Origin of the sequence: Planktothrix mougeotii LEGE 06226 (assembly GCF_015207485.1) — a bacterium.
Classification (GTDB): domain Bacteria; phylum Cyanobacteriota; class Cyanobacteriia; order Cyanobacteriales; family Microcoleaceae; genus Planktothrix.
The window spans coordinates 1-14408 of sequence record NZ_JADEWU010000076.1 but is presented as its reverse complement, the minus strand read 5'-3'; the positions used below and the strand labels follow the sequence as shown (position 1 = coordinate 14408).

The following is a 14408-nucleotide window of genomic DNA, read 5'->3' as shown; positions in this document are numbered from 1 at the left end:
ATAATCAAGAACGTGGGATGAGTCACCATTCGGATCTTGAGCTAAGTCGAGGGTATACCCGACTTAAATCCTATCAAGAGGTGTTTAATATTGATTGGAGAGTTACTTGTGAGTTTAGATGCCGTTTCTGTCTTATTAAAACAAGGAATTCAGCTTAAAGAGTTGGGAAATTTAGACGCTGCTATTCATAAATTTAAGCAAGCTTTAGAACTGAATTCTCAAGAGGCAGAAATTTATAAAAGACTGGCGGAAGCTTATATTTTAATCGGAAAGGAAGAAGATGGAATCAAGGCTCTTCATCAAGCTCTCAATTTACAACCTCAGTTCTCTTCGGCTTATTTAGGGGTTGGAAACGCGCTTTACACTCAATCTCGTTTTGATTTAGCAATTTGGGCCTATACCCAAGCCTTAGAAATTCAACCGGATTTTGTAGAAGCTTATGCTAATTTAGGAAGTATTTATTTTAAACAAGAACGGTTTGAAGAGGCGTTTTTAAATTATCAAAAAGCTCTACAAATTAATCCGAATCATGGGTTGATTTATTGGATGTTGGGGAATTTACTCAGTAAACAGGAGAAGATTAATCAGGCTATTGATTATTACCAAAAAGCAATCCTGTTGCAACCTAATCAAGAATTATACTATTTAAAATTAGCTGAAATTTGGCTAAAAATTGATCAAGTTAATCTTGCTATTGATTGTTATAAAAAAGCCATTGAAATTAATCCTCAACAAGCCTTTGCTCATCAGGAACTTGATCGACTGCTTCAGTTTAAGTTTCAGGAAGAAAAAGACATTCAGGAGAATAGTCCAAGGTTTTATGAAGGAGGATTAGAGTTGGCGAGTTCTGGACTAGAAACACAACTTAAATCTCAATTAGAGTCAAATATTAAAGCGACTTTAATTACGTCGGGAAGTGAACAGTTTTTAGTAGAAAATCCCCTGGAAAAAATTAGTGAAAATTCTGAAGTAGCACTGTATAAAAACCAAGCTGAAATCTTGATCAATCAAGGCTTATTTGAGCAAGCGATCGCCCTTTGTCATCGAGCTTTAAAACTTCAACCCGACTATTTGCCAGCCTATTTAACATTAGGAAATACCTTACACTTTCAAGGAAAAATTGAAGCTGCCTTGCGCGCTTATTCTTTGGCTTTAGAACTGCAACCCAATTTTCCCGAAATTCACGCTAATATTGGAACCATGTTGTTTAAAATGCAGCGTTGGGATCAGGCAATTGCAAGTTATGAAAAAGCCTTAAAACTTAATCCGAATTTAGCGGCGGTTTACTGGAATTTAGGGAAAGTTTTTCAAACGGTTGGTCGAGTAGATGAATCAATTAGCACTTGGCAAAAGGCTTTAGAATTACAACCCAATTTAGTTGAAGCGGAATTTAACTTTGAATTTGGGAATAGTTTAGCCCGTCGAGGATTATGGGAGGAGGCAATTCAAAGCTATCAACGGGCAATTGCTTTAAAACCGAATTGGGCTGAAATTTATGCTAATATGGCAAGTGTGCAATCGCAACAAGGGCAAGAACAAGAAGCCATCCAATTATATTACAAATCTATTGAATTGAACCCTGATTTGCCCCAACCTCATCTTTATTTGGGTCATATTTTCTCTAATACACAGGAAGCAGAAAAGGCAATCTATCACTATCAACAAGCGATTAAACTCAAACCGGATTCGATGGATAGTTATGCGAATCTAGCGAATCTTTATGCTCGTATCGGTCGTGTAGAAGCTGCAATTCAAAACTTTGAACAAGCCTTAGCAATTCAACCGAATTGGGCTGAAATTCATTGTCGATTAGCTCATATTCGCAAACATGATCAACCCGCAGAAGCTATTATTAATTTAGAAAAAGCCATTGAACTTAAACCCGATTTTACAGAAGCGTATCAACAGTTATGTGATTTACTCAGTCATTCCACGAATTTAGCCAAAGCCCGTGAAATGTCAGATTTATATTGTCAAAGATGTGGAGATCAAGTTCCAATTTTATCGGCAATTGCCTATATTTTTGCTTATAGTCAATCAGGAGGTTGTCAACAAGCTTTAGATAAACTTTTAGAATTAGAAAAAATTTGTTATCAAGATCCTGAGAAAATTAATATCTCAGAAGCGATTATTTTATATGAAATTTTGCTGTTTACCGTATCTCACCTGCGAGATTCTGTCGAAAAAAATGCTCAATTTTATCGATTAATTGCCCAACAATATTATAAATATCGCTTCCGTGATGTTTCATCTCCTCAATATGCTTCTGTCCCTTCCAAAACCATCTCTAAATCCCTCAAAATCGGATTTATTTCTAAACACTTCCGCCGCCACTCTGTGGGATGGTGTAGTGAAGCTTTGATTCGAGAATTGTCCCTAATTTCCCCTAATATTTATCTTTATGTAACCGGACAGTTACCGATAGATGAAGTGACCCAACGCTTTGAACAAATCGCTACCCGGTGTTATTGGCCGAAAGCTTATCCGAATGGATTTGCTTCAGCCGAAGAAATATCCGCAGAAATCCTCAAAGATCAGTTAGATATTTTAGTCGATTTAGATTCAATGACAGTTCCGACTAACGTGCAAATTTTATATCGCCGACCTGCCCCAGTTTGTGTATCTTGGTTAGGATTTGATGCGCCCTATATTTCCCCCGATAACTATTTCTTCTGTGATCAATATACCCATCCCCAAGGTATTGAAAAACATTACCTAGAACAGTTAATCCGTTTACCTCATACTTCTGTAGCTTTAGAACCCTTTAAAAGTCGTCCTGTAGATCGAGAAGCTGTTAGAAATAGTTTAAATATTCAATTTGATCAAATGGTGTATTTATGTGTAGCACCGGGACGAAAAATTAATCAAGAAATGATTGAAGCTCAAGTAAAAATTCTCAAGAATGTTCCTCAGAGTGTACTCCTTCGTAAAGGTCAAGGGGATAATAACTTAATTCGAGAACTGTATCATCAAGTTTGTGAGGAATACAATGTTGATCAAAGTCGTTTAATTTTTATTGGGTTAACAAAAACTGAAGAAGAACATCGAGCTATTTATTATGTGGCGGATGCCTTATTAGATTCCTATCCTTATAATGGGGGAACCCATAATTTAGAGGCGTTATCTGCCAATTTACCCGTTGTGACTCGTGCGGGTGAACAGTATCTTTCTCGCATGGGTTATTCGTTTTTAAAAGCAGTTAATTTAGATTTTGGGATTGCTTGGAGTTGGGAAGAATATACAGAATTAGGCATCCGATTAGGATTAGATCAAAATTTACGTTATCAAATTAAATCCCATTTAATTCAATCTCAAAACCCTGAATCTTTAGCTCCGTTATGGAATCCTAAAAAATTAGCTCAAGAAATGTATGATATTTTTTTGAAACTTTATAGGAAATAGGCAATAGTTTTTCGGATCTTCTTGTGGGATGGGCATCCTGCCCGTCTTTGTATTGGATTTAGATGCGTAATAGCTTAACCGTTAAAAACTGATCAATCATCACTAACGCACCCACTCGACCGCATCATTAATATCCTGCTCATTCAGATTCAAAGTCGCTAATTTAGCCCGTACAGCATCAGCCCCCTGAATTTTTACCGGAGTCAAAATAATTTGTCCACCTTCTACCTTAACTTCAAAATATTCAGCATCCCCGATAGCTTGAGTTATACTTTTAGGTAGAGTAAGCTGATTTTCAGTTGTTAACTTAGCCAGCATAGTAATATTCTTAATTATTTACTAATTATTATCTGTTATTCAGTCTCAATTGTCAATTATGCACCCAACCAAACTGCAAGATAAATTAATCGCATAATAGCTAAGAACAGGGAACAGTTTTTTTATCAGTAGTAAAGAGCCTTAATTTTTGATACAATAGCGATCGCGTCCTTGTTGTTTAGCATTGTACAACGCTTGATCTGCGAGTTGAATTAAGTAATCCGGTTGAATTGTTGCGTTAGGAATTAGGGACGCAATTCCTAAACTAACGGTGACAAATTCCTTCACTCCCGACCGTTGATGAGGAATGGCTAAATGGGAAATAATACGCTGAATTCGTTCGGCTACATCAGTCCCGACTTGTACATTGGCATTGGAGAGGAGGATGACAAATTCCTCGCCTCCGTAACGGGCTACAAGGTCAATAGGACGCCGCAAATCGAGGTGACGAGTACAGTGATAAACCGCTTGTGCAACTTTGAACAGACAATCATCCCCAGCTAGATGACCGTAGTAGTCGTTATAAGCTTTAAAACTATCGAGATCAAACATAATTAAGGTCAATGGCCGTTGTTGTTTTTCCAAAGCCTCCCATTCTTTTTGCAAACAAGTATCAAAACAGCGACGGTTAGCCACTTGAGTTAAACTATCCAGATTTGCCAGTTGATATAATTTTTGATTGGCTTCTTGAAGGGCGAGTTCCGATTTTTTCCGTCCCGTAATATCACGGATGGTAATCGAAAAACCATCCCCTAATTTAACGGCAACAAAATGATACCAGTAAGAGTTTCCAAAGGGATAATAAATATCTTGTTCTAAAGATTCACCTGTCTCGACAATTCTCACAAACCGATAAAATAGTTCCGGTTGAATACGGTTGAGGAGTTTTTTGAGAATTATTTTACCCATCATTTCATCACGAGTGCGTTCAAAGGCTTTAGCCAAAATGGGGTTAACCACTAAACAACGAAAATCTTTGATCATTCCTGTTTCGGGTTCCCGTACCGCTTGCAATGCTGCAATTCCATCTAGGGAACTATTTAATATACTCGATAAAAGTGCTCTGGATTGATATAGAATTTCCTCAGCTTCCTGACGCTTAATAATTTCTGCTTCCAGAAGTTGTTTTTGTCGTTGAATGGTTAACTGACTTTCTAAACGGGCGACGACTTCTTCCACTTGAAAGGGTTTGGTAATATAGTCTACTCCACCCACTTGAAAGGCTTTTACTTTATCAAAAACATCATTTAAGGCACTAATAAAAATTACGGGAATATTGCGAAAATTCTCATCAGCTTTTAAGGCTTGGCAGACTTGATAACCATCCATTTCTGGCATCTTAACATCCAAAAAAATCACATCGGGTCGCTTGGCTTTCACGGTTTTGAGTGCCATGCGCCCACTGGTGACACTGCGGACAGTATACCCAAGTTTAATCAGTAAATCGCTTAAGAGTTGTAGATTTTCTGGAAGATCATCGACGAGGAGGATATTTCCTTTCATTGGGGGTGAAAGTTCAGGATTCATGATTAATTAGGGGTTCAATTAATTCAACAATTGGCTCAAATTGAAATTTACGCGCCAGTTGTGTTAAGGATTGTATCAGAAAAATCTGGGTGTTGGGAATTTCTATAATTAATTCCATCACAACTTGGCCATCAGCTTCAAGTGCTGATTTATACAATTTATCAATCCAGTCTCTGGACATTACCCTTAAATCCTCAGCTATTAATTTATTTTCAAAGTTTATTTCTAAATTAGACTTTGTTTCTGCGTAAATATACTTAATTCCTAAATGTTTAGTCAAGGATTCAAAAATACTATTTTCTGTAAAGGGTTTACGGATAAAATCATCACATCCGGCTGAGAGGACAATCGCTTTTTCTTCTTCTAAAACACTGGCGGTTACAGCAATAATTGCGGTAGCATTACCTTTAGTTGTGGATTTAATATATTGAGTAGCTTCATAACCATCCATCACAGGCATTCGCATATCCATGAAGATTAAATGGGGTTCCCACTCATTCCAAATTGCGATCGCTTCTAGTCCATTTCTGGCTTCTTTTAACTCAAATCCCAAGGGTTCTAAAAGTTTAATTAATAATTTACAATTAATTTCTTTATCATCAACGATCAGAATTTTATAGGTCAGTTGACCCGGTATTAATCCTAATACTTTTTGTCGGGTTTCTGTCGGTTCATTCTTAATATCTTGACCCAGTTTTGCCTGGATTGTAAATCTAAAGGTTGTCCCTTTTCCTAATTCACTTTCAACAGAAATATCTCCCCCCATTAATTGGACAAATTTCCGACTAATAGTTAATCCTAAACCCGTCCCTTCTTGCTTTTCTTTTCCCGCTTTCGCTTGGGTAAAGGCTTCAAAGAGTTTCGGTAATTCCGCCTGGGAAATTCCCACTCCCGTATCGCGGATTTTAAAAGTTAAGCTAATCACGTCCGTTGAGTCTTCTTTGTCCTCAAAAACGGTTAAGGTAATACCCCCTTGAGACGTAAATTTAATTGCATTGCTGAGTAAATTAATTAACACCTGACGCAATTTAACGGCATCAGTACAGATATAGCGAGGAAGGGTTTCACTGCGTTGAAAGATTAACTTTAATCCGGCATTAATCGCTCGTAAATCTAGCATATCTTCTAAATCATCTAATAACTGATACAAATCAAAATGACTCGGATTTAGGCTGGTTTTTCCCGCTTCAATTTTAGACAAATCTAAAACATTATTAATCAGAGTTAATAGATATTCACCACTCCGATAGATAATTCCGGCGTTTTCATATTGATCAGAGGGAAGATTAGGACTTCTAATCATTAATTGAGAAAAGCCTAAAATCGCATTCAAAGGCGATCGCAATTCGTGACTCATATTGGCAATAAACGTACTTTTAGCTTGATTAGCAACTTCGGCTTTTTCTTTAGCAATAACTAATTCTGCTGTCCGTTCTTCTACTCGATGTTCTAAGGTTTCAAAAGAGGTTTGTAACTGAAAAGCCATGTCATTAAAGGAATCGGCTAGAGTCTCGATCTCGGAAACTCCCTCGATCTCAACAACCTGACTCAATTCACCATTAGCGATCGCACGACTGGCTTGACTCAATCGCTTAATCGGTTTAGCAATCAAATTTGATGTAATAATTCCTAATGTGGTAGCGAGAATTAAAGTTAAGAAACAAAGTAAAATAGTGGTCTGGGTATTAGCTTGAATTTCTCCTAGAAATTCAGATTCTGGGATGGCTATCACGACCACCCAATCCAAACCATATTGATCTCGGTAGGGGATGACACGAACAAAAGAATTGTGAGCCAAATTAGGGCGGAGTGATTGCGGTTTATTGATGGCATTTAAACTACCAAATCCTTTGATTAACTCCCCAGTTACATCACGAATGACTGGTTCACGACTATTCAAAGTTTTTAGTCTTGTTGCTTTGCCATTGACAACAGGTGCAGGGGATTCATCCGATGTACTAGCAACAATCAATCCCGATCGCTCTATGATGAAGATATGACCTGAGTTTTTTTTATTCAGTGTTTTCAGAAATTGGCTAATTTGATTAAGTTCGAGATCAATACCAAATACACCTAGAAAATTTTTCTGTTTGTCATAGACTGGAGTGCTGGCTGAAATACTGAAGAAAGTAGCTGCATCTCCCTGATTGTAAATGGAACTCCAAATGGGTTTACCAGCTTTCACTGCATCTAAGTACCAAGCAGAATTAATTACCTCTGGATCTTCTATTGTGTAGCGTAAATTGATGCGATTGCCTTGATCATCTACTGAATAGCCATATCTTTTGTTGCTATGTGGGAGTATTTCTGCAATTCCCCAACTGTAATCATCTTCATAACCACTACCAATAAATCCTCCCTCTTTACTACCAAAGTTATTATAAGCAAAATTAAATGCTCGCACCTGACGATAGAAATATTTACCCAGAGCTTGAAAATCATTCAAGTCCAAGATTCCTGACTCAAAAGTCTCTACATTCATGCGGTTGATTTCTTGAGCTTTTCCCATGTAACTATTAAGATATTGCTCAATGCGATTACTCGTCTCTGTCATTAATTCATCAGCCAGGTTCTCAACAGCGTGCTGTCCACTGCGGTAAGAAAGATAGCCGACTAAACCCACTGCGCCCACAATTTGCAACACAAAGGGGACAATTAACACAAATCTCAGGGGAATTTGTCTGTTTTTTTTGGGTGTACTGGGACGAGGGTTAATCATGGTTTATTAAAGGCTCGGCTAAATCAATTATCTGTTCAAATTGAAATTTCCGCACTGCTTTTGTTAGAAATTGTATTAGATTAATCTCTGAGGCTGGAATTTCTTCAATTAATTCCAAAACTTGGGTAGAGTTTGCCTCTAATGCAACTTCATAGAGTTGATTAATCCATTCAGGGGACATAATTTTTAAATCCTCTGAAGTTAACTTTAGTTTGGGACTACTCCTTAAAAGAGTTTGTGTTTCTGCATAAATATACTCCACTCCTAAATGTTTCCCTAAAGCCTCAAAAAGGGTATATTCTGTAAAGGGTTTACGGAGAAAATCATCACATCCGGCTGAGAGAGTAATCGCTTTTTCTTCTTCTAAAACACTGGCTGTTAACGCAATAATGGCAGTCCCATTGCCTTTAGTTGTGGATTTAATATATTGAGTGGCTTCATAACCATCCATCACAGGCATTCGCATATCCATCCAAATTAAATGGGGCTCCCATTCTTCCCATATTGCGATCGCTTCAATTCCATTACTCGCTTCTTTTATCTCAAATCCTAAAGGTGAAAGTAATTTAATTAGTAATTGACGATTAATTTCTTTATCATCAACCGTCAGAATTTTATAGGTGGGTTGACCGGGAGCCAAAGCCAGAACTTGAGGGTGTTTTTCTGGAGTTTTACTCACAATTTCTTGACCTAATTTAGCTTGAATATAAAATTGAAAGGTTGTGCCTTTTCCTAATTCACTTTCTACAGAAATATCTCCTCCCATTAATGAGATAAATTTGCGACTAATGGCTAACCCTAAACCCGTTCCTTCATTGGATTTCTTTCCCGCTTGAGCTTGAGAAAAAGCATCAAACAGCTTGGGTAATTCTTCGGGTGCTATTCCGACTCCCGTATCACAAATAGAAAAATGAAGATTAAAAATATCGATTGTTTCTTGATCTCCCTGAAAGACATGGAGCGTAATTTGACCATCTAAGGTAAATTTAATAGCATTACTCAGTAAATTGATGATCACCTGACGCAGTTTAACTTCATCGGTATAGATATAATGAGGAACATTTTCATCCCGAAGAAATATCAGTGTCAAACCCGTAGATACAGCGCGTAGATGCAGCATATTTTCTAAATCATCGAGTAGACAATACAGATTAAAATATCGAGGATTCAAGGTGGTTTTTCCGGCTTCTATTTTTGATAAATCCAGAATATTATTAATCAGCGTTAGTAAATATTCTCCACTGCGATAGATAATGTCTGCATTCTCATATTCTTCTGGAGTAACTGCCGACTTTCTTAAGATCAATTGGGAAAAACCTAGAATAGCATTCAAAGGCGATCGCAATTCATGGCTCATATTAGCAATAAAGGTACTTTTAGCTTGATTCGCAACTTCGGCTTTTTCTTTAGCAATTTCTAATTCTGCTGTGCGTTCATGTACCCGATTTTCTAAGGTTTCAAAAGAAGTTTTTAACTGAATAGCCATACTATCAAATGAATCTGTAAGGCTTTTTACTTCAGTAATACCTTGAAGTTTGATATCCTGAATACCGTGATTTTTTTCTGGGGTTAAATATTGCCATTCACCCTTTGCGATTGCCTGACTTGCTCGATTTAAACGGAGAATTGGATGAGTAATCCATCGAGCGGTGAGAATACCAATAGTTGTAGTCAGGAGTAAGGTAATAAAAGAGAGTAAAACTGTTAATTTGGCATTAGCTTTAATTTCTGCCATAAAGTCAGAGTCTGGGAGTGCTACGACTAACAACCAATCTAAACCATATTGATCTTGATAAGGCTTAATGTGAACAAACAGTGTTTTCCCATTCAAGGGTACTTGGAAGTTAAAATCAGTTTTAATTTGGTTAAGATCGCCATATTGTTGTTGCAGTTGATGGGTGATTATCCTTGTCCAAGGGTTCTGACTCTGGGTAGCACTTAAGCGGATTAACTTTCCCGTAGCATCCTTCAGATAGGGAGTTTCTAACGTTGATGTAGCGACAAGATCGCCCTGACGATCAATAATAAATGTTTGTCCTGAAGTCGAGAATTTGAGATTATTTAAAAAGGTTCCGATTCCATCTAATATGATGCCACTATTAAAAACCCCTTGAAGTTTTCCCCCATTATCATAAACAGGAAATATCGCATTAATCCCTAATGTCACTGGCACTTTGTAAAGAAAAATCGGCGACCAAGTTTGTTTTTTAGCCGCAATTGCCGCCAGATACCAATCGGTTTTCAGTACATTAACGGGTGTCACATAGCTCAATTTCCGGCCTCTACCTTGATCATCAACGAGATAATATTTCCGTTTTGTGACATCTGGAAGGTTGACTTGGTTTAAGATGAATGCACCTTGCTTAAGATTTTCTCCAGAAAGCTGATTGGCTTGTGCAACTAATTCCCGACTGAGAAGGCGATAGTAGTTTATCTGTTCTCCCTGTTCATTAGCGAAGCCATTAGATGAAAGGGAAGGAGAGAGTTTGATCTGTTGCCAAAGATGCTGACGTAGTTGCTCAAAATCTTTGATATTAAGGCTACCCTGTTGAAAAATATCATAATTTAGAGCGACTATTTGCTGTTGAATTTGCAGGGAGGTATTAAGGTGATCATGTATTCGTTTTGTCACCTGATCCATCACCTGATTGGCTAAGTTTTCTACGGCTTGTTGTCCACTTTGATAAGACAAATAACCCACTAATCCCACAGCACCGACAATTTGCAACACAAAGGGGACAATTAACACTAATCTCAGGGAAATTTGTCGGGTTTTTAAGGATTTATTGGAGAGATATTTCATCATCTGTGATCAGGGGTTTAACTGAGTCAACCAACTGCTCAAATTAAAATTTACTTCGTAGTGAGGGCTTTAGCCCTCTCTTAGCCCTAAAGGGCTTACTACGAGGATTTTAGCCCTCTCTTAGCCCTAAAGGGCTTACTACGAGGATTTTAGCCCTAAAGGGCTTACTACGAGGATTTTAGCCCTAAAGGGCTTACTACGAGGATTTTAGCCCTAAAGGGCTTACTACGAGGATTTTAGCCCTAAAGGGCTTACTACGAGGGTTTTAGCCCTAAAGGGCTTACTACAAGGGTTTTTGACCGGGAACTCCAACATTTCGAGGGTATTGTTTCGGTGTAGGTTTAACTTTTTTAATCGATACACAGTGGCGAACACTGTTAGTTAAAGGGGTGGTAAATTCATCAACAGATTCGATGATTCCCCCTAATTGTTTCACCGCCGATGTTAACTGTTTTTCTTCTTCTGTTGTCCAGTGACCGCGATAGAGAATTCCTAATCCTCCAATCTTTAATAAAGGCAAAGCATATTCAGCAGAAACGGATGGCGGAGCCACGGCTCTTAATAAAGCTAACTGATAGGATTCTCGATGTTTATGGTGTTGACCCAGAGCTTCTGCTCGACCTACCCAAGGAATGGTATTTTTGAAGTTTAATTGCTCTAAAATTGTGGTTAAAGCGGTAATTTTTTTGCGAGTTGAATCTAATAACGTGACAGAACAATCCGGTAATACTAAAGCCACAGGTATTCCGGGGAAGCCTCCCCCTGTGCCAATATCAATAACTTTATCACCGGGATGGGAAGCAATTTTACCCGATAAAATGGGGGCAATTCCTCGTAGAGAATCCCATAAATGTTTTTCCCAAAATTCTTCAGGTTCAGTTAAGCGAGTTAAGTTCAGTTGTTGATTAAACTCCAGAATTAACTCAAATAATTGTTGAAATAAATCCTGTTGTTCAGGAGTAGGTTGCCAATTTAATGTATCCTGCCAAATTGCAGTCAGTTCGGGTAACTTAGGGAAGGAAGTTTGATTCATAATTTATCAAAAATTAAGCTTTTGGAGAAGCTACTATTTTTTGTTGATCTTGCATTACCATTGTCTTCAAATCTAGGGGAGCTAAATGACCGTGTTGTAATGACCAACAACAATCTGCAAGATTCAACAATTCTCTAGCATCATGGGTGACAATTAATAACGTCCAATGTTTTTTTAATTTCCCTAATAAATTAATTAATTGTTGTCGCATTGACCAGTCTAAACCCGCCGTTGGTTCATCTAACATTAAAATGTGGGGTTGGCGAATTAATTGTACTGCTAAGGCTAGACGTCTTTGCTGTCCACCACTGAGGGAATGGGGAGCAACTTGTAAGGATAAATGGCTGAGTCCTACTTCATCTAACGCTTGATGAACCTGCTCTGAACCTAACTCTGGATGACCTAAGCGTAACTCATCTAAAATTGTGCCCCCACAAAAATGTCGTTCTGGAAATTGAAACACTAAACCCGCAAGCTGTTGTAAGTGTTCCGAGGTTAATTCTTGCTCCCGCCAGCAAATATTTCCCTTCGTTTTTTCAGCTAAACCCGCTAAAATTTCCAGTAATGTACTTTTTCCCGAACCACTAGGCCCAATAATGAGTCCCATTTGCTGCGGTGCCAGTTCTAAGTTGACCTGCGCTAAAATCGGGTTGTCACTAGCGGCGGGATGATAAACTAAGTTTTTGATATAAAGCATCACAAACAGAAAACCAATAAAATGAGAAGTTGAGCCGAAAAAACAAAGCAAGAGGAAATGCTTAATGCCGAATTCACTTAATTTAGATTATAACACAATGAATAGATTATTTTTATCAGTTTTTTCAAATAAATCTGGGTTTCCCCTTGCCGAAAGCCGAGAAAAAAATTAAGATTTATACAAAACAGATGGCAATATCATCCCAGCTTGGCTCTGATTGAACATTCCGTTTTAACTTGGATAATAGGATGAACATTATGATCAATTCTTCTCGGTGTAAAGGTTGGAAAATTCCCCCCATGATTAGACAGTTTTTCTGGGGAATCAGTGCGAGTTTGATCACCTTCAGTTCAGGGATAAATCCCAGTTTGGCAGCTGATCCGTTTCGCACAACCGATCCGCGTCCCATCGGAAACCAAACAGAAACTGCATTTAAAGCAATGTTTGAGCGAGGGAATTATAAAGAAGCTCAACAAGTTTTAGAAAAAGCGAAATTACAAGAATCGAATGAACCCTTAGTCTATGCACTCTTGGCTTCTTTAGCTTACCAAGATCAAGATTTTAATAGTTTAAAAACCTATAGTGATCAAACCTTGGCATCGGCTAAACTCTTAAGTACAAAAGACCCTTTACGCGGTAATCTTTATATTGCAGTGGGTTTATTTTTACAAGGAGGTCATACCATCGTCACGGAAGGCACATTGAAAGGCGCGCCTAAAGCTTTAAATCAATTACAAGAGGTGTTGAAATCCTTAAATGTTGCTGAAAAAATTAATCCTCAAGATCCTGAATTAAACTTAATTCAAGGCTATATGGATTTATTATTATCCTTAAATCTTCCCTTTTCTGACTCCCAAAAAGCCATTAAAAAACTTGAACAACAAGCTAAACCTAGTTATTTGGCTTATCGGGGAATTGCCATTGGTTATCAAAATTTAGGTCAATATGATCAAGCCTTAAGTTATACCGAAAAAGCTCTATCTCAAGCTCCCAACCATCCAGAAGTATTATATCTGAAAGCCCAAATCTTAGCAGAACAGGGAAAGAAACTCAAAGCAAGCAATCAAACTTTAATTCCCTCTCAGTTACAGGAAGCCAAGCAATATTTTACCCAAGCTTTAAACCAATCTGATCAACTTCCTAAACGATTAGTCGCTCAGATATATTATGAACAATGCAAAAATTTAAACCGCATTGATAATCAAGGACGACCTTGTGATCCGTTGCGCGATAAAATTAAAGATGCTAATGGTCTTTGGGGGCCAACTGCAAATCAATTACCACCTTTATAACGATTTATTTTTATGGAAGTTTTGTTTAGGGAATGTAATCCTTTTGATATTTGGATTTGGCTACAATTTCAAACCGTCCCTTCCCGCAGTGAACGGGATTATATTGAGGAAGTGTTTGATTCATGGTTTCTATTAGGAAAAATGGGAGGATTTAATGCAGAAAATCTACAGGTTCAGGATACTGGAGTTGACTTAAGTTATCTGACCTACGATGATGCCATTGTTGATAATAGTATGATGGCACTCATGCACAATATGGGAGAAATTGAATATCAGGGAGTTTGGGCACGTTGTTGGTTTGATTTAGGCACCAGTGATGCTTTTGCTCTCGATGTTTTAATCAATTCCTTTCGCCAATTAAGCCAAGAATATGTAATCATTGAAAAACTTATTATTGGCGGTGAAAATGAAGATTGGCCGATTGAAAAAGACGTTTATCAATCCAGTGTAGCTGATTATAATTAATCAGTTATCAGTTGACAGTTATCAGTTATCAGTTATCAGTAGTTAGAGGGGGTTGGAGTCTAGGAGAGTTTTCACAACATTAGGACTCTGCGCTGGGTGGGTCTACACAAAAGTTAATAATTTTCCCCCTCTCCCCTTGTCCCCTTGTCCCC

The 14408-nt window shown here is 37.8% G+C and carries 9 protein-coding genes; 3 read left to right on the top strand and 6 right to left on the bottom strand.

Translation table 11 applies throughout. From position 1 onward, the window contains the following. Window positions 1-108: 108 nt before the first annotated feature. Entirely contained in the window at window positions 109-3402 is a 3294-nt protein-coding gene (locus IQ236_RS22560) for a tetratricopeptide repeat protein (RefSeq protein ID WP_193871368.1), read from the top strand. A 102-nt stretch (window positions 3403-3504) separates the two neighbouring features. On the opposite strand, the gene IQ236_RS22555 is transcribed toward IQ236_RS22560, so the two are convergent. The 6 genes from IQ236_RS22555 to IQ236_RS22530 form a co-directional block, all read right to left on the bottom strand. Next, complete coding sequence (locus IQ236_RS22555; protein WP_193871367.1) at window positions 3505-3720, bottom strand: AbrB/MazE/SpoVT family DNA-binding domain-containing protein; 216 nt, start codon at window positions 3718-3720, stop codon at window positions 3505-3507. A gap of 141 nt (window positions 3721-3861) precedes the next feature. Next, entirely contained in the window at window positions 3862-5247 is a 1386-nt protein-coding gene (locus tag IQ236_RS22550; RefSeq protein ID WP_193871366.1) for a diguanylate cyclase domain-containing protein, read from the bottom strand. Beyond that, window positions 5237-7966 (bottom strand): ATP-binding protein, encoded by a 2730-nt coding sequence (locus IQ236_RS22545; protein WP_193871365.1) that lies wholly within the window; start codon window positions 7964-7966, stop codon window positions 5237-5239. Before IQ236_RS22545 ends, IQ236_RS22550 begins: the two co-directional genes overlap by 11 nt. Beyond that, window positions 7959-10772 (bottom strand): ATP-binding protein, encoded by a 2814-nt coding sequence (locus tag IQ236_RS22540; protein WP_228041805.1) that lies wholly within the window; start codon window positions 10770-10772, stop codon window positions 7959-7961. Before IQ236_RS22540 ends, IQ236_RS22545 begins: the two co-directional genes overlap by 8 nt. A gap of 280 nt (window positions 10773-11052) precedes the next feature. Next, window positions 11053-11802, bottom strand: coding sequence for a 16S rRNA (guanine(527)-N(7))-methyltransferase RsmG (gene rsmG / locus IQ236_RS22535; protein ID WP_193871364.1), 750 nt, complete (start codon window positions 11800-11802; stop codon window positions 11053-11055). A 13-nt stretch (window positions 11803-11815) separates the two neighbouring features. Next, a complete protein-coding gene (locus IQ236_RS22530) occupies window positions 11816-12499 on the bottom strand; it encodes an ABC transporter ATP-binding protein (RefSeq protein WP_072721497.1) in 684 nt (227 codons plus the stop codon). Between the two features lie 257 nt (window positions 12500-12756). Here IQ236_RS22530 and IQ236_RS22525 point away from each other — a divergent pair, with 257 nt between their 5' ends. Then, entirely contained in the window at window positions 12757-13791 is a 1035-nt protein-coding gene (locus tag IQ236_RS22525) for a Sll0314/Alr1548 family TPR repeat-containing protein (protein ID WP_193871363.1), read from the top strand. A gap of 12 nt (window positions 13792-13803) precedes the next feature. Then, window positions 13804-14256, top strand: coding sequence for a DUF3531 family protein (locus IQ236_RS22520; protein ID WP_193871362.1), 453 nt, complete (start codon window positions 13804-13806; stop codon window positions 14254-14256). The last annotated feature ends 152 nt before the right edge of the window (window positions 14257-14408 follow it).

Coding starts and splice junctions, on each gene's coding strand:
- IQ236_RS22555 (WP_193871367.1), bottom strand. CDS start 3,720: ATGCTGGCTAAGTTAACAACTGAAAATCAGCTTACTCTACCTAAAAGT.
- IQ236_RS22550 (WP_193871366.1), bottom strand. CDS start 5,247: ATGAATCCTGAACTTTCACCCCCAATGAAAGGAAATATCCTCCTCGTC.
- IQ236_RS22545 (WP_193871365.1), bottom strand. CDS start 7,966: ATGATTAACCCTCGTCCCAGTACACCCAAAAAAAACAGACAAATTCCC.
- IQ236_RS22540 (WP_228041805.1), bottom strand. CDS start 10,772: ATGATGAAATATCTCTCCAATAAATCCTTAAAAACCCGACAAATTTCC.
- rsmG (WP_193871364.1), bottom strand. CDS start 11,802: ATGAATCAAACTTCCTTCCCTAAGTTACCCGAACTGACTGCAATTTGG.
- IQ236_RS22530 (WP_072721497.1), bottom strand. CDS start 12,499: ATGCTTTATATCAAAAACTTAGTTTATCATCCCGCCGCTAGTGACAAC.
- IQ236_RS22525 (WP_193871363.1), top strand. CDS start 12,757: ATGATCAATTCTTCTCGGTGTAAAGGTTGGAAAATTCCCCCCATGATT.
- IQ236_RS22520 (WP_193871362.1), top strand. CDS start 13,804: ATGGAAGTTTTGTTTAGGGAATGTAATCCTTTTGATATTTGGATTTGG.